Raw genomic sequence first — 22,500 nt, forward strand, 5'->3', positions numbered from 1 at the left:
ACCCGAGCGGACCGATGGTCGTCCTCGCCGGTGCCGGCACGGGCAAGACCCGGGCGATCACCCACCGCATCGCCTACGGCGTGCACTCCGGTGCCTACCAGCCCCAGCGGGTGCTCGCGGTGACCTTCACGGCACGCGCCGCAGGGGAGATGCGCACCCGACTGCGTGACCTCGGGATCGTCGGCGTGCAGGCGCGCACCTTCCACTCCGCGGCGCTGCGCCAGCTCCACTTCTTCTGGCCGCAGGCGATCGGGGGTGCGGCCCCCGAGATCATGGGGCACAAGGCGCCCGCGGTCGGCGAGGCCGCGGCACGCGTCGGGATGCGCCTGAACCGCAGCGAGATGCGTGACGTCTCGGCCGAGATCGAGTGGTCCAAGGTCTCGCTGCTCACCCCCGAGAGCTACCCGGCCGCGGCCCGTCGCGCTCGTCGCGAGCCACCCGGGATGGATCACACCGCGATGGCGCGACTGATCTCCGCCTACGAGGAGGTCAAGGGGGAGCGGGGCGTCATCGACTTCGAGGACGTGCTCCTGCTGACCGTGGGGATCCTCGAGGAGCGCGAGGACATCGCCCGGACGGTGCGCGAGCAGTACCGGCACTTCGTCGTCGACGAGTACCAGGACGTCAACGCGCTCCAGCAGCGGCTGCTCGACCTGTGGCTCGGGGGGCGCGGCGACATCTGCGTCGTCGGGGACCCGGCGCAGACCATCTACTCCTTCACCGGCGCCACCCCGCAGCACCTGCTGCGCTTCACCGACCACCACCCCGGAGCGGCGACCGTGCGCCTCGTGCGCAACTACCGCTCGACCCCGCAGGTGCTCTCGCTCGCCAACACCCTGCTCACGGATGCCTCCGGTCAGCGTCGCGGTGGGGCCGTCGAGCTCGTGGCCCAGCGTGACGGTGGCCCCAAGCCGGAGCTGACCGTCCACGACGACGACCAGGCCGAGGCCGGCTGGGTCGCCGAGCGGGTGACCAAGCTCGTCGCGGCAGGTCGCCCGCTGCGCGAGATCGCGGTACTCTTCCGCACCAACGGCCAGTCCGAGGCGCTCGAGTCCGCGCTCGCCGACGCCGACGTGCCCTACCTCGTGCGCGGTGGGGAGCGCTTCTTCTCCCGCAAGGAGGTGCGCGAGGCGATCCTGCTGCTGCGCGGGGCCGCGCGCACCGACGACGGCAGCAAGCCCCTGCCGCACCTCGTCGGCGATGTCCTCGGCGGCATGGGCTGGCACGAGGACTCGCCGGCGAGCAGTGGCGCGGTCCGGGCCCGGTGGGAGTCGCTCAAGGCCCTCGTCGACCTGTCGGCCCGGCTGGCGGCGTCGACGCCGCAGGCCCGGCTGCCCGACCTCGTGCGAGACCTGGACGAGCGGATCGCCGCCCAGCACGCCCCGGACGTCGAGGGCGTCACGCTCGCCTCGCTGCACGCGGCGAAGGGCCTGGAGTGGGACGTCGTCTTCCTCACCGGCTGCTCCGACGGGCTCCTGCCGATCATGATGGCCGACGGTCCGGAGGAGATCGAGGAGGAACGTCGCCTGATGTACGTCGGCGTCACGCGAGCTCGCGCGGTGCTGCACCTCTCCTACGCCCGGGCCAGGACACCGGGGGCGAAGGGGAGCCGCCGGGTCAGCCGCTTCCTCGACCACGCGGCGGCGATCCTCGGTGAGGGGGCACGCTCAACTCCCAAGCGCGCCACCGCTCCTCGTGGCTCCGGCAAGCTCAAGCCGTCGCGGCCCAAGGTGTGCAAGGGCTGTGGTGCCGATCTGGTCACCGCCGCGGAGAAGGCCTCCGGCAGGTGTCCGAACTGCCCGCCCACCTATGACGAGGCGACCTTCGAGCGGCTGCGGTCATGGCGGCTGGCGGTCTCCCGGGCGGCGTCCGTGCCCGCCTTCGTCGTCTTCACCGATGCCACGCTCGAGGCGATCGCCGAGGCCGAGCCGGGCGGACAGCGCGACCTCGCCGCGATCAGCGGTGTCGGCCCGCGCAAGCTCTCGCTCTATGCCGATCAGGTGCTCGCCGTCGTCGGGGGAGCCGACCCCGACGAGGTCGCCGCAGCGGTCACCGGGGAACCCGAGGCCTGACCCCCCGCCAGCACCACCCCCTTCGCGCCCGTCGCCCCCTTCGCGCCCGCCGCCCGGTCGATGTGAAATCGAGCGCCTGGACACTCGATTTCACATCAACCCGAGGCGGGGCTTGAGGCGTGAGATTTAATTCGGTGGCGCGCCCCGAGGATGTGTTCTAGGTTGTTCTTCGTCAGTCGGGCGCGCCCAGCGTCGGCCCGAGGAGCGCACCGCACGAGAGGAGGGCAGGACCCATGGAGAACATCACGATGATCCCCACGGCAATCGATGCTGCCCTCGCGTCCTCCTCCGACGTCTTCGGCGACGCCACCGGCGTCTTCGTGCGTCGTGACCGGACCCAGGTCATCGACCCGAAGACCGCCTCCGTGTCGGATCCGCGCCCTGCTGGACCCTTCGTCTAGACGACGAACCCTTTCGGTCCTCTGCCAAGGCCGCGGCATCCCACACCCGGGAACCGCGGCCTTTGTCGTGTCCCCACCCAGCTGACCAGCACCCCGCACCACGCGTTCACAGGAGACCCCGACGTGACGACCACGACCCACCCACCGATACAGCAGACCACGCCCTGCCAGATCGAGGAGCCCGAAATCTGGTTCGCCGAGACCCCGGCCGGCGTCGAGTACGCCAAGATGCTCTGCCTCGACTGCCCCTTCCGCACGATGTGCCTCGAAGGTGCCCTCGAGCGCAGCGAGCCGTGGGGCGTCTGGGGCGGCGAGCTCTTCGACGCCGGACGCGTCATCCCCCGCAAGCGGCCGCGCGGCCGTCCCCGCAAGCACCCGATCCCCGCCTGAGCGACCCCGTGAGGAGGTGTCCGCAATGAAGTTCCTCAAGCTGCCCCGGCTGCGTCCCGGCGACCGGCCCCTGCAGTACGTCCCGGACCAGGGACAGCAGCAGCTCGCGCTCGACGCAGAGCGCAGCGTCCCCCGTCCCGCTCACCTGAGCATCCGATGACCGCCGCCCAGGTGGTGACCGGTGGGCCCCACCCGATCCGGGTGGGGCCCACCGCCGTCTCCGGGAGGAAGGGTGCGCGGTCCTGCGCACGGCGCGTCGACCGCCGGCACGTGGCAGGCTGATGGCCATGTCACCCCAGCTGCGCATCGCCCAGGACGACGTGGCCGACGAGCTGCTGTCGTCCGACCCCTTCGCCCTGCTCATCGGGATGCTGCTCGACCAGCAGTTCCCGATGGAGCGGGCCTTCGCCGGCCCCGCGAAGGTCAAGGAGCGGTTCGGCAGCCTCGACCCCGCCGAGATCGCCGACGCGGACCCGGAGGCCTTCGCCGACCTGTGTGCCACGCCGCCGGCGGTGCACCGGTACGGGCGGTCGATGGCCGGCCGCATCCAGGCCGTGGCGACCGTCGTGCGCGACGAGTACGACGGGGACGTCACCCGGGTGTGGACCACCGCGGCCGACACGACGGAGTTGGTCAAGCGGCTGAAGGCCCTGCCCGGATTCGGTGACCAGAAGGCGCGGATCTTCGCTGCGTTGCTCGGCAAGCAGCTCGACGTGCGCCCCGACGGCTGGCGCGAGGCCATCGGTCCCTACGCCGAGGAGGGCTCGCGCCGCTCCGTCGCCGATGTCACCGACGAGGCCTCCCTGCTGGAGGTGCGGGACTTCAAGAAGGCCGCCAAGGCGAAGGCCAAGTCGGCCGCTGGCTGAGGTGCGCCCGCGGGCCCGAGGCTCACGCGTCGACGAAGCCGGGCAGATACCTCTCCATCGACCCCCGGGTCGGGACGGTGGCCTCGAGCTGGCTGAGCACGCCGATGGCGCCGAGGAAGACCCGGTGGATCATCGCGTACTCCCGCGGCATGTTCATCTGCAGGCCGGTGGCGAACTCGGGGGCGCGCAGGTCAGTGGCCCCCTTCGTCGCCGCACGCATCCACTCCCGGCTGAAGGCGTGGGTCGGCGTCCCCAGCGGTTCGACGAAGGGGAGCAGGTAGGCGAGCATGTCGTCGGCATCGACCTTGATGCCCGGACGGATGAATCCCTCGGCCCGCAGCCCCGCGACGACCGCCTCGCTGTCGCCGGCGAGGGCATGGCGCACGAGGGTGCCGATGATCGGGGGCATGCCCTGGGGAAGGCGGGCGACGGCGCCGTAGTCGATGACGCCGAGCCGGCCGTCGGGGGTGAGCCGGAAGTTGCCGGGGTGCGGGTCGGCGTGGAGCAGGCCCACGCGGCCGGGTCCACGCAGCAGGAAGTCGAAGTAGAGCTGGCCGACCCGGTCGCGCACGTCCTGGTCGGCGTCGCGGATCACCTGACTCAGTGATGCCCCCTCGAGCCACTCGCTCACGAGGACGTGTCGGGTCTGCAGCACGACATCGGGGACGACGACGTCGGGATCGTCCCGGAAGGCGCGCGCGAAGGCCCGCTGGTTGGCGGCCTCGAGCGAGTAGTCGAGCTCCTCGTCGGCGGCGGCGAGCAGCTCGTCGGTGACCGGCTTGATGTCCATGGCCGGCATCCACGTCGTGGCCACCCGGGCCAGCCGGGCGATCTGGCGCAGGTCGCTGCGCAGGGCCTTGTCGGCCCCGGGGTACTGGACCTTCACCGCGACCACCCGCCCGTCGGAGGCGACCCCGCGGTGCACCTGGCCGATGGAGGCCGCGGCGACGGGGGTGTCCTCGATCTGGACCTCGTCGCGCCACCGGGCGCCGAGGTCACGGGCGAGGATCGTGTGCACCTCCTCGATGTCCATCGGCGGGGCGGCGTCCTGCAGGCGCACGAGCATCTCGCGGTAGGGCTCGACGTACTCCTCGGGCAACGCGGCCTCGAGGACGGAGAGGGCCTGACCCACCTTCATCGCGCCGCCCTTGAGTGAGCCGAGGACGGTGAAGAGCTGCTCGGCGGTCCGCCGCTGGATCTCCTCGTTGACCACGTCGGCGGGCGTGCCGCTGAGGCGTCGGCCCAGCCCTCGGGCGCTGCGCCCGGCATGGCCGAGCGGCAGCGATGCGAGTCGCGCGGCGCGACCGGCAGCTCCTCGGGGGATCTCGCTCACCCGGCCATTGTGTCCTGCCAGCCTGTGCGACCGCTGGCGCCCCCCTCGTCCGTGGGTGTCGCGACCCGGGTCGGACCGCCGCACTCGCTGCACCCGGGGTGCGCCGGCCAGCGGTGGCGCTCGAGGGTGGGGCCGGGTGTCGCGACCTCGAAGGACCACTCCCGGGCGGTCAGCCGAGCGCCGACGTGGTCGAGGACCAGCGTCGTCGTCAGGCCCGCCGCGAGGAGACGGATCGCCGGGAGGCCGTCGACGGGCTCGGGGCCGGTGACGAGGCAGCGGCTCAGCTGCGCGCGCAACCACGGCCACCCGGGATCGACCCCGGTGCGGGTCAGCTCGAGGCAGCTGAGGCAGGGGCCGCGGTCGGGGAGCAGGAGCGGTCCGATGCTCGCCTGCTCGGGCTGGCACCACACGGGCAGGACGGGCACGTGTGCCCCGAGCCAGGGGCGCGTCGACTCGGGGGAGGCGGGGCCGCCGCTGACGACGACCGCGAGGTCTGCCGACGTCTCGCCCTCTGCCCCCGGTCGCACCCGTGAGGTGTGCGTCCTCTCGCTCTGGCGGAGCACGTCGACGAGGAGGGCGGGCAGTGCGCCGGAGCCGACGACGGCGACCTCGGGGCGGTCGTGGCCCGCGATCGGGTGCAGGAGACCGCTGGCGACGAGCCGGTCGAGGACCTCGGCGGCACGGCCGGGGTCGATGCCCTCGAGGGCGGCGGCGGCGACCGCCTCGGTCAGGGCACGTGCCGGGTCGAGGGTGGCCACCCAGCGGCACTCGCTGTCGGTGAGTCCGACGAGGCGCACGGAGCGCGGTCCCGTCCCGATCTGGACGCTGCCGTCGGGTCGGCGCAGGGGGCGCAGGCGTGGCCGGCGCTCGGATCGGGGAAGGGGGTGCATGCGCGTCTCGCTCTGGCCGGGGTCGTGGTGGAGACCACTGTGGCGAAGTCGGCGCCTCGTCCCCGCCGTTTGTCCACACCCCCGTCCCGGACGCGGGGTCAGCCGCACCTCGTATCGGGGCGGGGGAGGTCCCGAGCGAGGCCGACGAGGGAGCGAAGGGAGTCGTCCGTGCCCTCGGGGAGGTCCGTGGCGGGCCACCACGCGACGTCGTCGGACTCCTCGGAGACCTCCGGCAGGGAGCCGGGGGCCGCGACGGCGACCCACCGCAGGTCGAGGTGCTCGGTGCAGCGGCTGAAGCCGGACCCGAGCGGGTGCCGGTCCAGCTGGACCGGCCCGGGGAGCAGGGTCAGCCCGGCGGCCTCCAGCCCGGACTCCTCGAGTGCCTCGCGCAGCGCACCCGCCGCCACGGACGCGTCCCCTTCCTCGAGGTGCCCACCGAACTGCAGCCAACGACCGACCTTCTTGTGCAGGGTCATCAGCACGCGCTCACCGGCGGCGTCGATGACGAGGCAGGACGCGGTGAAGTGGGCCGGCGGACCGGACTTCGCCGTGGCCAGCTCGTGGGCGTCGAGGTGGGCGAGGTACTCCTCTCGCAGCGACTCCTGCTCCGTCGACGGCGCCGACCACTGCCCGAGCAGGGTGCGCAGGTCGGCGGTCAGCTCCGCGTGGCTCACTGCTGCGGGTCGGACCCGGTCTCGGGGCCGGAGCGCCCTTCGTCCGCCTCACGCAGGATCGACTCGAGGGCCGCGTCCAGGTCCTCGCTGCCGGAGGACTCGCCGGCGGCGGTCCGCTCGACGAAGCCGAGCACGTCGTCGAGGTCCGCCGCGGTCGGCGCGACGTCGGGGTGCGCCCAGACGCCGTCGCGACCGGTCGCACCGACGCGCTCCTCGAGTGCGGCGAAGAGACTCGCCGCGTCCCGCAGGCGCCGCGGCCGCAGCTCGAGTCCGACGAGCCCGGCGAAGGTCTTCTCCGCCGGCCCACCGGTGGCCCGCCGGCGGCGGATCGTCTCGGTCATCGCGGCGGTGTACGGCAGGTGCTCCTGCGTCGCCTGCACGGACACGTGCTCGACCCAGCCCTCGATGAGCGCCAGCCAGGTCTCGAGCTGGGCGAGGGCGCCCTGCTGGGCGCGGGTGGGGCTCGGGTTGAGGAAGCCGCCGGTGAGCGCACCCTGCATCGCCGCAGGGTCGGAGGGGTCGACCTCGCGCACGGCCGCGTCGATCGCCTCGGTGTCGATGGCGATCCCGCGCGAGTAGGCCTGCACGGCGGCGAGGATCTGCGGGCCGAGCCACGGCACGGCGGTGAAGAGCCGCATCCGCGCCGCCTCCCGGGTCGCCAGGTGCAGCCAGACCTCGTCGAGGGAGACGTCGAGGCCCTCGGCGAAGCGCGAGACATTGCCCGGCAGCAGCGCCACCTGGCCCTCCACGAGCGGCACGCCGGCCTCGGTCGCCGTGAGCGTGTCGGAGGCGAGTGCCCCGACGGCCTCGGCGGTCTGCCCGGTGATCAGGGTGGAGGCCATCCGGTCGACGAAGGGAGCCAGCTGCTGGCTCAGCTGGGACAGGTCCATGCCGGGCGGCAGGCCGAGGGCCTGCAGGTCGGGCGCGCCCGGGTCGTCCATCCGCGAGGTGAAGGAGTCGCGGATCGCCGCGGCGAGGCCGTCGGCCACCGGGTCGACGAGGGAGGCCCAGACGGGCATCGTCTGCTCGACCCACTCCTCACGCGAGAGCGCTGCCCCGACGAGCGACGGCGCCTCGAGGTCGGTGACCTCGTCGAGCCACAGCCCGCTGAGGCGCGTCGCCTGCTCGGCCAGGGTCAGCTCGCGCCCACCCATCGTGTGGTCCTCGGCGTGGATCGCCTCGCGGGCGGCCGTGGTCGCCGCGGCGACGTCCACTCCCTTCGCCTGGGCGCCGGGGGCGAACATCGCCTTGATCTGGGAGGTCATCGCGGCCAGCTGGGCGGGGTCGGCATCGGTGATGCCGAGCGCCTTGAGCTGCTCGACGACCTGGGGGGGAAGGTCCCGGCCACCGTTGAGATCACGGAAGATCCGGGCCAGGTCCTCCGGCAGACCGTCGTCCCCCGAAGAGCCGGATGGGGTGCTGGGGTCGTTGCTCACGTCGGTGTCTCATCTCTTCCTGAGAGGATGTGCTGTCTCTTCACCCAACCACGAGCGGCGCCGGATGGTTCCCGGACGCAGGAGGACATGTGATTGACCCAGTCCAGCCCGGTCCGAGCAAGAGGGGCGAGCGGATCGCCGGCGGGATTCTCCTCGTGTCGGTGCTCCTGCTCATCGTCGTCCTCGCGGGCACCTTCATCAAGCTCCCCTATGCCGTGGAGCGTCCCGGTCCGGTCACGGACACCCTCGGCTCGCTCGACGACGGCTCCGACCTCGTCCAGGTCACGGGGGCGAAGAGCTACCAGACGGAGGGTGACCTCTACTTCACCACCGTGCGCATCCTCGGCAACCCCGAGGAGCACATCAACGGCTGGGAGTGGCTCATCGGTCATCTCGACCCGGACTCGACGGTCCTGCCGGAGAAGGACGTCTTCGGCGAGGACCGCACCGAGAAGGAGATCGAGGAGATGAACACGGCCATGATGCAGGGGTCGCAGGACAACTCGACCGCCGTCGGGATCCGCAGCACCGGCACGAAGGTGCCGCAGGAGAACCTCGTCGCCCGGGTGGGCGAGGACCTGCCCGCCGAGGGCAAGCTGAAGCCGGAGGACGTCATCACCTCCGTCGACGGGACGAGGATCGATCGGGTCTCCGAGATCGTCAGCGCGATCTCCGACCGGGAGGTCGGCGAGAAGGTCCGCGTCGGCATCCGCCGTGACGACCGGGCACGCACGGTGACGATGACGACCGAGGACATCGGCGGAGGCCGCGCCGGCATCGGTGTCGGCATCGAGCCGAAGTACGACTACCCCTACGAGGTGAGCATCGACGCCGGTCGGGTCGGGGGGCCGAGCGCCGGGATGATGTTCGCGCTCGCGGTCCACGACGTGCTCACCCCCGGTGCCCTGACGAAGGGGAAGTCCATCGCCGGAACGGGGACGATCAACGACTCCGGTGACGTCGGGCCCATCGGTGGCATCCACCAGAAGATGGTCGGTGCCCGCGACGCGGACGCGACGTGGTTCCTCGCCCCGCAGGACAACTGCAGCAGTGTCGTCGGTGCGATCCCCGAGGGGCTGAACGTCGTGGCGGTGGGGACCTTCGACGAGGCGCTCACGGCCGTGAAGTCCATCGCGAAGGGGGACGGCGCGGACCTGCCGACCTGCGAGAAGTAGGCCGGCGGCGCCCGCTCAGCCCTCGAGGGTCGCGCGCAGCGCGTGGACCAGTCCGGGCGCGAGGTCCTCGCCGGTGGCCACCCGGTCGTCGCGGTCGTGGGCGCGCTGGCGCAGCAGGCACACCGCCCGACCGTCCCGGTGGACGGCGACGAGCAGGCGCACGTCCTCGCGCTGCGGGTGCTCCGACAGTGCGGTCAGGGCCTCGTCCTCGTCCTCGGGGAGGTCCCTCTCGGCGCCGGGCGGCAGGACGACGCGCTCGACGGCGACGGCGCTCCCGTGCACGGTGTCCGGCCACGCGATGCGTCCGAGCAGGGTCTCCAGCGAGGAGGTCCGCGGCAGGTCCTCCTGCTCGATCGCGGTGAGCGCGTCCGGCGCCCGGTCGGCGGCACCGTCGAGGGATGAGGCGAGCCCCGGCTCGGCCGCGATGAGCGAGGCGGTGTCCACGAGGGCGAAGACGCGAGGGTTCTGGTCCCACCCGGCGGTGGCGACGTAACGCTCCGTCTCGAGGGCGGCCACGGTCAGGGGTTCGGTGGTGGGGACGTTTTCAGGAGACGAATCAGACACGGGGACCATGCTGCCCTACGCGGGTTCAGGTGGACTGGGTACGGTGTCCTCACCATGAGCAGCGCGAGTTGGCCGCAGGACGGCAACGAAGGGGGCGCGCCGCCGCCCCGAGACGACAAGCAACCCCCCGCGCGCCGGCGGCCACCGGGCCGACTGGCGAAGGCCTTCGCGATCATCGGGGTCATCGCGCTCCTGCTGTCGCTGCTCGCCGGGCTGTGGACCGAGTCGCTGTGGTTCGACGCCATCGGCTTCTCCGAGATGTGGTGGTCGCGACTGCGCACCCAGGTCTTCCTCTTCGTCGCCGGGGGGCTGCTCACCGCCCTTCCCCTCGGCCTGAGTCTCTGGCTGGGGTACCGGACCCGTCCGCTGACCGTGCCCATGACCAGCGGCGAGCAGGCGCTGGCCCAGTACCGGCAGGCCATCGAGCCCTTCCGCAAGGTGACCGGGTGGGCGCTGCCCGCCGTGCTCGGCATCCTCGGGGGGCTCGCCGCCTCCGGCCAGTGGCAGACGTGGCTGCTGTGGCGCAACGGGCGCGCCACCGGCACGTCCGACGCCGAGTTCGGCCGCGACGTCAGCTACTACCTCTTCGCGCTGCCCTGGTGGAACTTCATCGTCGGCTTCCTCACGGTGACGATGATCGCGGCCCTGCTCGCCACGGTCTTCGCCCACTACGTCTACGGCGGTCTCGTGCCGCCGGGGCGCGGCCGCTCCACGCGCGCCGCGTTCTTCCACCTCGCGGTGATCGCCGCGCTCCTCGCGCTGCTGCGCGCCTGGAGCTACCTGCTCGATGCCTACAACCTCACGACCAAGGAGGGGGAGGTCCTCACCGGCGTCGGGTACACCGGGGCCAACGCGATCATCCCCACGAAGTACATCCTCGCCATCGCGGCGGCGATGTGTGCCGGTCTCTTCCTCGCCTCCGTCCGCAGCCGCTCGTGGCGCCTGCCGCTCATCGCCGTCGGCAGCCTCGTCGTCGTCTCGATCGTCGTCGGCGCGATCTACCCGGCGCTCGTGGAGACCTACAAGGTCTCGCCCTCGCGCAACTCGCTCGAGGAGCCGTACCTGCAGCGCAACATCGACGCCACCCGCGCGGCGCACGGGGTGACCGAGGTGTCGGAGAAGAGCTATGACGCGGTCTCGGACGTCTCGTCCGGCCAGCTGCGCGAGGACGCCGACTCGATCCCCGGCATCCGCCTGCTCGACCCGGCCGTCGTCGGTCAGAGCTACCAGGAGCTGCAGGCCCAGCAGCCGTACTACACCTTCCAGGACACCCTCGACGTCGACCGCTACGACATCGACAAGGAGTCCACCGACGTCGTCGTCGGTGCTCGTGAGCTGGACCTCGACAACGTCCCGTCCGACCGCCGCGACTGGGTCAACGACCACACGGTCTACACCCACGGGTACGGCCTCGTCATGGCGCGCGGCACGCAGGTGCGCGCCGGCAACCCGCAGTGGATCGACCCGGCCAAGGAGTTCGGTGAGTACGAGCCGCGGATCTACTTCGGTGAGGAGATGCAGCACTTCTCGATCGTCGGGCGCGGGGACACCACCGAGCCGCGCGAGATCGACAAGCCGAGCGGCGGCGACGACTCGCGCTACTCCTACAAGGGCGACGGGGGAGTGTCCATCGGGTCCCCCCTTCGTCAGGCGGCGTACGCCCTGACCCACCGGGACATGAAGTTCATCCTCTCCGACGCGGTCGGTGGGGACTCGCGCCTCCTGGAGCACCGCACGCCGAAGGAGCGGGTCAAGCGCGTCGCGCCCTGGCTGACCGTCGACGACGACGTCTACCCGACGATCGTCGACGGCCGGGTGAAGTGGGTCGTCGACGGCTACACGACCTCGCGGCAGTACCCGTACAGCACCGCCTTCTCGGTCTCCGGTGTGCAGTCGGGCCAGGTCTCCTCGGTCCAGACGCAGCAGGCCAGCTCGCTCGTGGGTGACCGGGTCAACTACATGCGCAACTCGGTCAAGGCGACCGTGGACGCCTTCGACGGGACCGTCGAGCTGTACAAGTGGGACGAGGAGGACCCGATCGTCGACGCGTGGGACCGGGCCTTCCCCGACACGCTCAAGGACCGCAGCGAGATCAGCGGTGAGCTGATGTCCCACCTGCGCTACCCGGAGGACCTCTTCCGGATGCAGCGGGCGGTGCTCGCCGACTACCACGTGACCTCCGCGAGCGACTTCCGCGCGGGCCAGGACCGGTGGCGCGTACCGGACGACCCGTCGCGCGGTGACGACGGGGTGGCGCAGCCGCCGTACTACCTCTCGCTCGCCATGCCGGACCAGAAGCAGGCCTCGTGGTCGCTCACCTCGACCTACATCCCCAGGGGGTCGCGCAATGTCATGGCCGGGTACCTGGCCGTCGACGCCGATGCCGGTGGGGTGAAGGGCGAACCCGCAGCCGACTTCGGACAGCTGCGCCTGTTGTCGGTGCCACGCAACACGACCGTCCCGGGTGTCGGGCAGGTGCAAAACGACATCGTCTCCTCGAATGCGACCTCGGGGGACGGCAGCCAGACGCTGCAGGACTACCTCAACAACGCCAACCGCGGTGGCTCCCAGGTGCACTTCGGCAACCAGATGGCGCTCCCGGTGGGCGAGGGCTTCCTGCACGTCGAGCCGATCTACCTCTCTTCGGCCTCGGGGACCTCGTACCCGCAGCTGCGCATCGTCATCGCCACCTTCGGTGGGAAGGTCGCCTGGGGGCAGAACCTCGACACCGCCCTCGACGAGCTCTTCGGTGGTGACGCCGGCGTCGACAGCGACGGCTCGACCTCGCCCGGCGGCGGCGGTGGTGACACGCCCACCGAGGACAAGGACGGCAAGACGCCGACCGACGGGCAGCAGCTGAGCACCGCCATCGCGGGCATGGAGAAGGCCTACGAGGAGGGCCAGGAGGCGCTGAAGGAGGGCGACTTCGCCGCCTACGACAAGGCGCAGAAGGAGCTGAAGAAGCACCTCCAGGACGCGGCCGCTGCACAGCCCGAAGGGGGCTCGGCGGACCTGGAGGAGAAGTGATTTGGTTCGCCCCGGTCGGTGTCGTAGAGTTGGGAACGCAACGACGCGGGGTGGAGCAGTTCGGTAGCTCGCCGGGCTCATAACCCGGAGGTCGCAGGTTCAAATCCTGCCCCCGCTACTGTGTCCTGTCTCAGGACATCGGAATGGCCGGACCTACGTTTTCGTAGGTCCGGCTATTTTTTGTGTGGTCCGGGTGGGCGGCCGGTGGGCTGGTAGTCGCGGGTGGGGTCCAGGGTCAGGTCGCGCAAGATTTCTGCGGTGGCGGCGTTGATGATGCGGATGTCGAAGTCGTGGACCAGGAGGCGGACGTAGGTTCCGGCGTAGGTCCGGCCGACGCCGATGTGGTGCAGTCGGCCGCTGTGGCGCAGGGTGACGACGCCGGACTTGTCGATCTTGTCGGTGCGCACACGCTCGTGTGTTGCGCGTGTAGCGCCGGGTGTGGCCTTGGGTCTGGAGGTGTAGGCGGTGGAGGGCGTTGAGCGGTGTGGCAAGGATCGGTGGGGGCGGCGGTTGTTGTACTCATCGCGGAAGGCCGCCAGCAGGGTCTGTAGCTCCTTGACGGTGGCGGGCTGCTGAGGTTGGGCCCGTAGCCACTTCTTCATCGTCTGCTGGAAGCGTTCGACTTTGCCGCAGGTCCTCGGGTGCGCGGGGCGGGAGTTCTTCTGGGTGATGCCTTGCTCGTTCAGGTGTGTTTCGAGAGAGTTCTTGCCGCCGTGTCCGCCGGCCAGCCGGGTGGTGTAGACCATCCCGTTGTCGGTCAGCGTGCTTGCGGGGCGGCCGTATTCGTTGGTGGTGGTTTTGAAGGTGGCCAGCACGATGGGTGCGGTGACGGGGGTGTGGGCGCTGATGTGCAGGGCGTAGCGGGAGTGGTCGTCCAGCCAGGTGATGATCTCTACATCGCGGCCGTCGCTGAGGCGGTAGTGGGTGAAATCGGACTGCCAAGTCTCGTTGGGTTGCTGGGCTTCGAAGCGAATGTAGGAGGCCTTCGGGCGCTTCCTCGGGTCGGGCGTCACCGTGCCGGCTCGAACGAGGATCCGGTTGATCGTGGCGCGCGACAGCTCGATCCCGTGGTGGTGTCGCAGGTGCCAGTCGATGGTGTCTGCGCCCGCGTCCAGCCCTTGCTCGGCCAAGTGTCGCCGTAGCTGCAGGAGGAGCTCGACGCTGCTGGGTGATGTCGCGGTCGGAATGCTCTTTGGGCGTCGAGAGCGTGGCTGGAACGCCGCTTCGCCCTCGTCGCGGTATCGGGCCATGAGGCGGCTGATCCAGCCCTGGGAGACGCCGTAGGTGCGAGCTGCCTCGGCCTGTGACTGGCCCGACAGAACGGCGGTGATCACGAGGCGACGTTTCGACATCCCTCAGCATCACTATCCACCGTTAACGATGCCGATGTCCCGAGACACACATATTCCGATGTCCCGAGACACCCCATTCCGATGTCCTGAGGCAGCACACTGCCCCCGCTACTGCATCAGGCCCGGAGATCCTCGATCTCCGGGCCTGATTTTCGTGCGTTGTGGACTGTCATCGCCATCGGCTCATCACGCGGTGTGGATGATGACCGTCCGCCGGGGCCTTTCTACCGTTGTACCCGTCACTTCGCTCGGGGTGACCATGGCGACGGAGGGTAGAGATGAACGACGCAGGTGATGTGACACGACAGGGCCGCTCCGCTCGGGTGGCCGAACGCGAGCCCAGTGGCTGGGCCATCGGATGGACCTTTTTCGCAGGGTCGATCCTCGTCCTCGTGGGGATCTTCCAGATGATCGCGGGCATCGCGGCGATCGCCAGTGACGACCTCTTCGTGGTGACGCAGGAATGGGTCTTCCAGTTCGACGTGACGACCTGGGGTTGGATCCACCTCGTTCTCGGCGCGGTGCTGCTGCTGTCGGGGATCGGCATCTTCACCGGGAACGTCGCGGCGCGCGTCGTCGGGGTGGTCCTCGCCGGTCTCAGCGCGATATCGGCGTTCATGTGGCTTCCCTACTACCCCCTGTGGGGGATCGTGATCATCGCGCTGGATGTCGCGATCATCTGGGCCCTGACCACGCACGGTCGCGACTCCCTGAGCGACCACAGCACGCGCTCGCCGGTGTAGCGTCGAGGGGCAAGGGGCCACCACCACCCCTTGTCAGGTGGCCACCATGGCCGAACCGCTGCGCGTCGACCTGCTCGGTGGGGTCGAGGTCTCGACCCCCGGACGCTCCCGCACGTCCCCGCGGGCCCTGTCCCTCCTGGCCTACCTCGTGAGCCATCCGGGGATCCCCCAGCCACGCGCCCACCTCGCGGCGCTGTTGTGGCCCGACTCGCAGGGACAGCAGGCGCGGACCAACCTGCGCCGCGAGCTGCACCACCTGCGCACCCTGGTCGGCGACAGCCCGTGCCTGGAGGCGGACGGGAGCGCGCTGTGCTGGCGCCGCGGCCCGGACTGCGTCGTCGACGTGCACGACTTCCTCGACGCCAGCGCAGCGACCACCACGGCCCTGGCCGACGGGGACCGGGCATCCGTACACCGGAACAGCGGCCGCGCGCTCGACCTCTACCGAGGTCCCTTCCTGCCCGGGTGCGACGACGACTGGTCCCTGAGCGTGCGCGAGGACCTGAGGCGGACCTGCGTGGACCTGTGCGACCACGTCGCGTCCTACTGGCTCTCCTGCGACGACCCCGTGGCCGCCACGACCTTCGCCCGCCGACGCGTGGTCCTGGAGCCGTGGGAGGAGCAGGGGTACCTGACGCTGATGCAGGCCCAACGCGCCGCCGGCGACCGCTCCGGCGCCATGCGTACCTACCACCGGTGCGCCTCGGTGCTGGAGAGCGAGCTGGGGGTCGAGCCGTCGCCGCAGCTGCGGGCAGAGCTGACCGCCGTGCTGTCCGATCTCGCGCCGACCCCGGGTGACGCGGAGATCGAGCCGGCGGGCCCCCCTTCGTCATCGGTGGTCTCGGGCCTCGTCGGGCGCGAGAGCGAGCGCACGCGCCTGCTGTCCGGCTGGGGGCGCGCCAGGTCCGGCTGCCGGCTGGTGGTCGTGCTCGGCGAGGCCGGCGTCGGGAAGACCCGGCTCGTCGCGGAGATGGCCAGCGCCGTGCGCAGGCAGGGGGGCCTGGTCGTCTCGACGCGCTGCTTCGCGGCGAGCCGTGGCGTGCCGCTCGCGCCAGTCGCGGACTGGTTGCACAGCCCACCGCTGAAGATGGCGACGATGCGGCTGGACCCGGTCTGGCGGGCCGAGGTGAGTCGGCTGGTCCCCGACGGCGACGGTGGCGCCGGTCCCGGCAGCGGTGCCCGGGCGAAGGTGGATGCCTGGCAGCGGTCGCGGTTCTTCGAGGGCCTGGTGCGGGCCTTCCTGGCGGTGGACCAGCCGGTGCTGCTCACCGTCGACGACCTGCAGTGGTGCGACCGGGCCACGATGGCCTGGCTGACGCTGCTGGTCTCCGCGCACGGCTCGGCGCCCCTGTACGTGGTCGCCACGGCGCGGGAGGAGGAGGTCGCTGCCCACGACCCGGACGGCTGGTTGGACGGGATGCGCAGCGCCGGCCACGCCGAGGTCCTGCGACTGGGCAACCTGTCGACAGCGTCGGCGGCCCTCCTGGCGGAGACCACCCTGGGTCGGGAGGTGGACGAGGAGGAACTCGCCCTGCTCATGTCCACGACCTCGGGCAACCCCCTGTTCCTGCTGGAGGTGCTGCGTGGGTCCGGGGCGACCCCCGGACCCGTGGTGCCTGCCGACGTCCGCGGGGTGCTGGACCACCGGCTCTCCCGGCTGTCCGAGCCGGCCCACGAGGTGGTGACACTGGCTGCCTGCGTCGGCCGCGACTTCACGCTCGACCTGCTCATCGAGGCCTCCGACCTCGGTGAGGACGTCGTCGTGCGCCAGGTGGACGACCTGTGGCGCCGGCGCATCCTCGAGGAGCGCGGGCGCGGCTACGACTTCGCCCACGACCTCCTCCGCGAGGCGGCCTACCGGATGATCAGCCCGCCCCGGCGGTGGCTGCTCCACCGCCGCCTGGCGCAGGCCCTCCAGCTGGTGTGGCCGGACCGTCTGGACGAGGTGGCCGCCCAGCTCGCGGACCAGTACGACCGGGGCGGGCAGCTCGAGCGGGCCCTGCCCTTCTACGAGCGCGCGGCCAGACGCTCCACCTCGCTGTTCGCGCACGGTGAGGCCGTGCGCTTCTGGCAACGCTGCCTCGGGCTGCTGCGGGAGCGCGCCGCCAGCAGCGAGCGCGACCGACGCGAGCTCGACGTGCTCCAGGAGCTGTTGCCGCCGTTGAATGCCCACCGCGGTTACGCCTCGATCGAGCTGGAGCGCTACGAACGCCGCGCCGAGGTGCTCGGCGAACGACTGGGGCGCACCGACGTGCGGTGCACCGCGGCGATCGCCCTCTTCGCCACGACCTTCGTGCAGGGACACACCGCGGAGTCCCACGCCTGGGGGCGGCAGGCGCTCACCCTGTCGGCGCAGTGCCCGGAACTCACCGCGCAGGCCCACCTGGCGCTCGCCGGATCCGGACTGGGCCTCGGGCGGCTCCCGCTCGCCGACGAGCACTTCCGGCTCGCCTGCGACCTGGCCGGGTCCTCGGACTCGATGCCGATCGGCACACGCACCGAGGTGCACGCGCGCGCATGGTGGGCGCACGCCCGCTGGCTGCTCGGGGACGTGGCCGGGGCCCGGGCGGCCAGCGACGAAGCGGTCCGGGCCGCCCGAGGGATCGACCACCCCTACTCGCTGACCGTGGCCCTGTCGTACGCCGCGCTCACGCACCAGCTGCTCGGCGACCTTCGCGCCCGCCCGGACCTGCTGACCGAGCTCACGCACCTGTGCGCGCATTACGACTTCGCCTACTACCGCCAGTGGGCGATGGTCCTCACCGGGTGGGCCGAAGGGGGGCCGGCCGGCCTGCTGCAGGTCCGAGGGGGGATCGACGCGCTCGGTCACGAGGGGTCGCTGGCCCGGATGCCGTACTGGCTCTCGCTGCTGGCCGACCTGCACCACGACCGGGGCGACGTCGCGGCGCAGATCGGCGCACTGGACGCCGCCGCCTCGCTGGCAGCCGAGCACGAGGACGTGTGGTGGCTGCCCGAGGTCCTGCGCGCACGCGCCGCGCTCGACCCGACGGGGGGACCCCACCCGCACCTCGACGAGGCGGCGGCCCTCGCCCGCTCGCACTCGAGCACGACGCTCCTGGAGCGGTGCCGGGCCGACCTCGAGCTGCGCGGTCGGGCGTGACCGCTCGCCGTGCGCTCCGGAACGGTTCCGGAACGCACCCGTCCCTAGCGTCGGGTGCGTCCGGACCGACGGTCGGTCCCGACGTACCCGAAGGGACTCCGGCCATGGCTCACCCCACTGCTCTCGTGGACCCGACACCGACACCCACCCGTCCGTTCGACGACCTCGCAGCGATCGTCCGGGGCGCCCTCGTGCTGCCCGGGTACGAGGACTTCGACCGGGCCCGTGCCGTCTACAACGGGATGATCGACCGCCACCCCGCAGCGGTGCTGCGATGTCGTGACGTCGCCGATGTCGTGGCCGGGGTCCGCTTCGCGCGCGACCACCGGATGGCACTGGCGGTGCGCGGTGGCGGACACAACGCTGCCGGCCTCGGCGTCTGGGACGACGCCCTCGTCCTCGATCTCGGACCCATGCACAGCACGACCGTCGACCCCGAGGCCCGGACGGTGCGCGTCGACGGCGGCTGCACGTGGGGGGATGTCGACCACGCGACGGTGGCCTTCGGGATGGCCACCCCGTCGGGCTTCCTGGCCAGCACCGGTGTGGGTGGGCTCACCCTGGGCGGCGGCATCGGCTATCTCACGCGCCGGTTCGGGCTGACCATCGACAACCTGCTCTCGGCGGACGTCGTCCTGGCCGACGGGTCGCTCGTGCGGGCCGACGCCACCTCGCACCCGGACCTGTTCTGGGCCCTGCGTGGTGGTGGCGGCAACTTCGGGGTGGTCACCTCCTTCACCTTCGCCTGCCACCCGATCGGTGACCACGGGAGGATCTTCGGCGGGCCCGTCCTCTACGACCTCGACGACGCCGGCGCGGTGATGCAGTGGTACCGAGAGCTGCTGCCGAGCCTGCCCGAGGAGCTCAACGGCTGGATCGCCCTGCTGACCGTGCCCCCCGTCGCGCCCTTCCCCGAGGACCTCTGGGGACGCAAGGTGTGCGGCATCGTCTGGTGCTACACGGGGCCCTTGGCGCGGGCGGACGAGGTCACCGCCCCGGTGCGCGACTTCGGAGCGCCGCTCATGGTCGGGATGCACGAGATGCCCTTCACCACGCTGCAGGGTGCCTTCGACGCGCTCTACCCGGCCGGACTCCAGTGGTACTGGCGCTCCGACTTCTGCACCGAGATCAGCGACGCCGCCATCGAGGTGCACCGCAGGTACGGCGCACAGCTGCCCACCGGTCACTCCACGATGCACATGTACCCGCTCGGGGGTGCCGCCGCCCGGGTCCCCGGCGGGGACACGGCCTTCGGCCACCGGGAGGGCGGCTGGGCGGCCGTCATCGTGGGCGTCGACCCGGACCCCGCGAATGCCGCGCGCATCTCGCAGTGGACCAAGGACTACTGGCAGGAGCTGCACCCGACGGCGGCGAGCGGTACCTACGTCAACTTCCTCATGGACGAGGGGCAGGACCGGGTGAGGGCGAGTTATGGCGCGAACTACCCGCGGTTGGCGGCCATCAAGGGCCGCTACGACCCGGAGAACCTCTTCCACGTCAACCAGAACATCCCGCCCCAGGAGTGATCGGCCACCGGGGCGTGAGCCGAACGCTCGCGGAACGCCCCGGCTCCTACGGTCGAACCATCGTGCAGCCGACTGCACGACAACTGTGGAGGTGGACGTCATGACCTGGAACCTGTCCGGCAAGTACTTCGAGTCCTGCAACTGCGAGTCCGCCTGCCCGTGCGTCTTCCTCAGCGCACCGACGACGGGGGAGTGCACCGCGATCGTCGGCTGGCACGTCGACGAGGGCGTCCACGAGGGCGTGCGCCTGGACGGACTGAACGTCGCGCTGGCCGTGCACTCGCCCGGCCACATGGCCCAGACGATGTGGCGCGTGGCCCTCTATCTCGACGACCGCGCCGCCCCGGAGCAGCAGGAGTCCCTCGGCGCGATCTTCTCCGGGGCCGCCGGCGGGCACCCGGCGGTCCTGGCCAGCCACATCGGCGAGGTCCTCGGGGTCGCCCTCGCGCCGATCACCTTCGAGGGCGAGGGCGCCTCCCGGGCCATGCGGGTCGGGGAGACCACCGATGTGCAGATCACGGCGCTCGCGGGGCAGGGCGGAGCACAGGTCACCATCGACAACCACCCCTTGGCGGTCGCCCCCGGCCAGACCATCGTCGCAGCACGGTCCGAGCACCTGCGCCACACCGACCACGGCTACGAGTGGGAGCTGTCGCAGACCAACGGCTTCTTCTCTCCCTTCGCCTACAACGGGTGATCGGCGATGAGCCTGCTGGCCGACCCGCCGGTGCGCACCGCGCGGCTGGTCACGGCCGCCCTGGTCGGGATCACCGCACTGTCGTGGGCCTACCTGGGGTTCCTCAGCACCCGGATGGGGGACATGGACTCGCCCTTCGCGATGCCGACGGCCTCGCGCTGGACGGGCCAGCAGATCGGGCTCATGTGGCTGATGTGGTCGGTGATGATGGCCGGGATGATGCTCCCGTCCGCAGCGCCGATGATCAGCGCGTACGCCCGGACGATCCGGCCCGGGACCCGCCTGCACGGCTCGACCGGCTCCTTCGTGCTCGGCTACCTCATGGTCTGGAGCGCCTTCGCCGTGGCCGCGACCGCGCTCCAGTGGGCCCTGCACGAGGCCGCGCTCGTCGACGGCATGGGGGTGACCACGAGCCGCTGGCTCGGTGGTGCGCTGCTCGTGGGAGCCGGCGCCTACCAGTTCAGCCGGCCGAAGCAGGCCTGCCTGCGGCAGTGCCGCAGCCCGCTGGGCTTCCTGCTCACCCACTGGCGCGACGGACGGGAGGGCGCGCTCGCCCTGGGAGTGCACCACGGCGTGCTGTGCGTGGGCTGCTGCTGGGCCCTGATGGTCAGCCTCTTCGTCCTCGGCGTGATGAACCTGTGGTGGATCGCACTCCTGGCCGCCGCGGTGCTCCTCGAGAAGCTCCTCCCCACCCCCGCGATCCCGCGAATCCTCGGGGTCGGGCTGGCCCTGTGGGGCGCCGCGCTCCTGGTGGGCCTCGGCTCCTGAGCCGGCTGCCGAGCGGCGGTATACCAGACCGGGAGGCGAAGGGGAAGGACCGATTTCCCCCTTCGCGTCGTGTTGGGCACAATGGGTACGTGAGCGCTAACTCTGGCAAGCACCGTGTCGTCATCATCGGTTCCGGCTTCGGCGGGCTCTTCGCCGCCAAGGCCCTCAGCGGCGAGGACGTCGAGGTCACCCTCGTCTCCCGCACGGGCCACCACCTCTTCCAGCCGCTGCTGTACCAGGTGGCGACGGGCATCCTCTCCGAGGGCGACATCGCGCCCGCCACCCGGGAGATCCTCGGCAAGGACAAGAACGTGCGCGTCATCCTCGGCGACGTGCACGGCATCGACCTCGCGGAGCGCACCGTGACCTCCCGCTCGCTGAGCCAGGAGACGGTCACCCCCTACGACAGCCTGATCATCGGGGCCGGTGCCGGGCAGTCGTACTTCGGCAACGACCACTTCGCCCGGTACGCGCCGGGGATGAAGGACATCGACAACGCCCTCGAGCTGCGCGGGCGCATCTTCGGCGCCTTCGAGCTGGCCGAGACCACGCTCGACCCGCAGGAGAGGGAGCGGCTGCTGACCTTCGTCGTCGTCGGCGCCGGCCCGACCGGAGTCGAGATGGCCGGCCAGATCGCCGAGCTGTCGCACCGGACGCTGGCGGAGGAGTTCCGCCACATCGACCCGCAGGACGCTCGTGTCGTGCTGCTCGACGGCGCACCCAAGGTCCTGCCGGCCTTCGGTGACCGGCTCAGCGGCAAGGCCCGCACGAGCCTCGAGAAGCGCGGTGTCGACGTCCAGCTCGACGCCATGGTCACCGACGTCGACGCGGCCGGCATCGAGGTCAAGGACCAGGACGGCACCGTGCGCCGCATCGAGTCCATGACCAAGGTCTGGGCCGCCGGCGTCGCCGCCTCCCCGCTCGGCCGGATGGTCGCCGAGCAGTCCGGCGCCGAGATCGACCGCGCCGGGCGCGTGCACGTCGAGGAGGACCTCACCCTCCAGGGGCACCCCGAGGTCTTCCTCATCGGCGACATGATCAACCTCAAGGGCTACCCGGGCGTGGCCCAGCTGGCGATCCAGGGCGGGCGGTACGCCGCCAAGGAGATCGTCGGGCGCCTCCACGGCAAGGCGCCGCAGGCCCCCTTCGCCTACAAGGACAAGGGCTCCATGGCGACGATCTCGAAGTACTCGGCCGTCGCGAGCATCGGCAAGCTGAACTTCTCCGGCTTCATCGCCTGGCTCGCCTGGTTGGCCGTCCACCTCATGGCCATGGTCGGCTTCAAGAACCGCATCTCGACGCTGCTCAACTGGATCATCACCTTCGTCGGTGACAACCGGAACGAGCGGGCGACGACCATGCAGCAGGTCTTCGCGCGCAATGCCATGGTCGACCTCGGGTCGGACGCCTACCCGGAGCTGCCCCGACGCGGTCACGAGGAGCAGCGCGACGCGTCGTAGGGTTC

The 22,500-nt window shown here is 71.3% G+C and carries 19 protein-coding genes and 1 tRNA gene; 14 read left to right on the top strand and 6 right to left on the bottom strand.

Annotated elements, in window-relative coordinates; genetic code table 11:
- Positions 1-14 precede the first annotated feature (14 nt).
- The 5 genes from ACR9E9_RS06835 (at position 15) to ACR9E9_RS06855 (ending at position 3,729) form a co-directional block, all read left to right on the top strand.
- A complete protein-coding gene (locus ACR9E9_RS06835) occupies positions 15-2,072 on the top strand; it encodes an ATP-dependent DNA helicase UvrD2 (RefSeq protein WP_435203593.1) in 2,058 nt (685 codons plus the stop codon).
- Positions 2,073-2,305: 233 nt separating this feature from the next.
- Positions 2,306-2,473 (top strand): hypothetical protein, encoded by a 168-nt coding sequence (locus ACR9E9_RS06840; RefSeq protein ID WP_435202982.1) that lies wholly within the window; start codon positions 2,306-2,308, stop codon positions 2,471-2,473.
- A gap of 123 nt (positions 2,474-2,596) precedes the next feature.
- Positions 2,597-2,863 carry a WhiB family transcriptional regulator gene (locus tag ACR9E9_RS06845; protein ID WP_435202984.1) on the top strand — a complete coding sequence of 89 codons (267 nt, stop codon included), beginning with the start codon at positions 2,597-2,599 and terminating at the stop codon, positions 2,861-2,863.
- A gap of 25 nt (positions 2,864-2,888) precedes the next feature.
- Entirely contained in the window at positions 2,889-3,023 is a 135-nt protein-coding gene (locus tag ACR9E9_RS06850; RefSeq protein ID WP_435202986.1) for a hypothetical protein, read from the top strand.
- Between the two features lie 127 nt (positions 3,024-3,150).
- The gene (locus tag ACR9E9_RS06855; RefSeq protein WP_435202988.1) at positions 3,151-3,729 is read left to right on the top strand and encodes an HhH-GPD-type base excision DNA repair protein; all 579 of its coding nucleotides are present in this window, start codon (positions 3,151-3,153) and stop codon (positions 3,727-3,729) included.
- Positions 3,730-3,751: 22 nt separating this feature from the next.
- On the opposite strand, the gene ACR9E9_RS06860 is transcribed toward ACR9E9_RS06855, so the two are convergent.
- The 4 genes from ACR9E9_RS06860 to ACR9E9_RS06875 form a co-directional block, all read right to left on the bottom strand.
- On the bottom strand, positions 3,752-5,062 hold the full coding sequence (locus tag ACR9E9_RS06860; RefSeq protein WP_435202989.1) for an ABC1 kinase family protein: 1,311 nt from the start codon (positions 5,060-5,062) through the stop codon (positions 3,752-3,754).
- Positions 5,059-5,952 carry a hypothetical protein gene (locus ACR9E9_RS06865; protein ID WP_435202991.1) on the bottom strand — a complete coding sequence of 298 codons (894 nt, stop codon included), beginning with the start codon at positions 5,950-5,952 and terminating at the stop codon, positions 5,059-5,061. The genes ACR9E9_RS06860 and ACR9E9_RS06865 overlap by 4 nt, the downstream gene beginning before the upstream one ends.
- A gap of 98 nt (positions 5,953-6,050) precedes the next feature.
- Entirely contained in the window at positions 6,051-6,626 is a 576-nt protein-coding gene (locus ACR9E9_RS06870) for an NUDIX hydrolase (protein WP_435202993.1), read from the bottom strand.
- Positions 6,623-8,062, bottom strand: a complete 1,440-nt coding sequence (locus tag ACR9E9_RS06875; RefSeq protein ID WP_435202995.1) for a zinc-dependent metalloprotease — start codon at positions 8,060-8,062, stop codon at positions 6,623-6,625. Before ACR9E9_RS06875 ends, ACR9E9_RS06870 begins: the two co-directional genes overlap by 4 nt.
- 89 nt (positions 8,063-8,151) lie before the next feature.
- Here ACR9E9_RS06875 and ACR9E9_RS06880 point away from each other — a divergent pair, with 89 nt between their 5' ends.
- Entirely contained in the window at positions 8,152-9,237 is a 1,086-nt protein-coding gene (locus tag ACR9E9_RS06880) for a YlbL family protein (RefSeq protein ID WP_435202997.1), read from the top strand.
- A 15-nt stretch (positions 9,238-9,252) separates the two neighbouring features.
- Here ACR9E9_RS06880 and ACR9E9_RS06885 read toward each other — a convergent pair whose 3' ends face one another.
- Entirely contained in the window at positions 9,253-9,810 is a 558-nt protein-coding gene (locus tag ACR9E9_RS06885; RefSeq protein ID WP_435202999.1) for a PPA1309 family protein, read from the bottom strand.
- Between the two features lie 45 nt (positions 9,811-9,855).
- Here ACR9E9_RS06885 and ACR9E9_RS06890 point away from each other — a divergent pair, with 45 nt between their 5' ends.
- Together ACR9E9_RS06890 and ACR9E9_RS06895 are read left to right on the top strand one after the other, a co-directional pair.
- Positions 9,856-12,828, top strand: coding sequence for a UPF0182 family membrane protein (locus ACR9E9_RS06890; RefSeq protein ID WP_435203001.1), 2,973 nt, complete (start codon positions 9,856-9,858; stop codon positions 12,826-12,828).
- A gap of 44 nt (positions 12,829-12,872) precedes the next feature.
- Positions 12,873-12,946 (top strand) — tRNA-Met (locus ACR9E9_RS06895).
- Between the two features lie 55 nt (positions 12,947-13,001).
- Here ACR9E9_RS06895 and ACR9E9_RS06900 read toward each other — a convergent pair.
- The gene (locus ACR9E9_RS06900; protein WP_435203003.1) at positions 13,002-14,180 is read right to left on the bottom strand and encodes an IS481 family transposase; all 1,179 of its coding nucleotides are present in this window, start codon (positions 14,178-14,180) and stop codon (positions 13,002-13,004) included.
- Positions 14,181-14,458: 278 nt separating this feature from the next.
- On the opposite strand from ACR9E9_RS06900, the gene ACR9E9_RS06905 reads away from it, so the two are divergent.
- The 6 genes from ACR9E9_RS06905 to ACR9E9_RS06930 all read left to right on the top strand — a co-directional run bounded on the left by ACR9E9_RS06905 (position 14,459) and on the right by ACR9E9_RS06930 (position 22,495).
- Positions 14,459-14,923 carry a DUF7144 family membrane protein gene (locus tag ACR9E9_RS06905; protein ID WP_435203005.1) on the top strand — a complete coding sequence of 155 codons (465 nt, stop codon included), beginning with the start codon at positions 14,459-14,461 and terminating at the stop codon, positions 14,921-14,923.
- A 46-nt stretch (positions 14,924-14,969) separates the two neighbouring features.
- A complete protein-coding gene (locus ACR9E9_RS06910) occupies positions 14,970-18,044 on the top strand; it encodes an ATP-binding protein (protein WP_435203007.1) in 3,075 nt (1,024 codons plus the stop codon).
- A 104-nt stretch (positions 18,045-18,148) separates the two neighbouring features.
- The gene (locus tag ACR9E9_RS06915; RefSeq protein ID WP_435203009.1) at positions 18,149-19,570 is read left to right on the top strand and encodes an FAD-binding oxidoreductase; all 1,422 of its coding nucleotides are present in this window, start codon (positions 18,149-18,151) and stop codon (positions 19,568-19,570) included.
- Between the two features lie 100 nt (positions 19,571-19,670).
- A complete protein-coding gene (locus ACR9E9_RS06920) occupies positions 19,671-20,267 on the top strand; it encodes a DUF1326 domain-containing protein (RefSeq protein ID WP_435203011.1) in 597 nt (198 codons plus the stop codon).
- A 6-nt stretch (positions 20,268-20,273) separates the two neighbouring features.
- Positions 20,274-21,035 carry a DUF2182 domain-containing protein gene (locus ACR9E9_RS06925; protein WP_435203013.1) on the top strand — a complete coding sequence of 254 codons (762 nt, stop codon included), beginning with the start codon at positions 20,274-20,276 and terminating at the stop codon, positions 21,033-21,035.
- Positions 21,036-21,124: 89 nt separating this feature from the next.
- The gene (locus ACR9E9_RS06930; protein WP_435203015.1) at positions 21,125-22,495 is read left to right on the top strand and encodes an NAD(P)/FAD-dependent oxidoreductase; all 1,371 of its coding nucleotides are present in this window, start codon (positions 21,125-21,127) and stop codon (positions 22,493-22,495) included.
- Positions 22,496-22,500: the final 5 nt, after the last annotated feature.

It is taken from the genome of Janibacter sp. GS2 (genome assembly GCF_051200835.1).
Lineage (GTDB): Bacteria > Actinomycetota > Actinomycetes > Actinomycetales > Dermatophilaceae > Janibacter.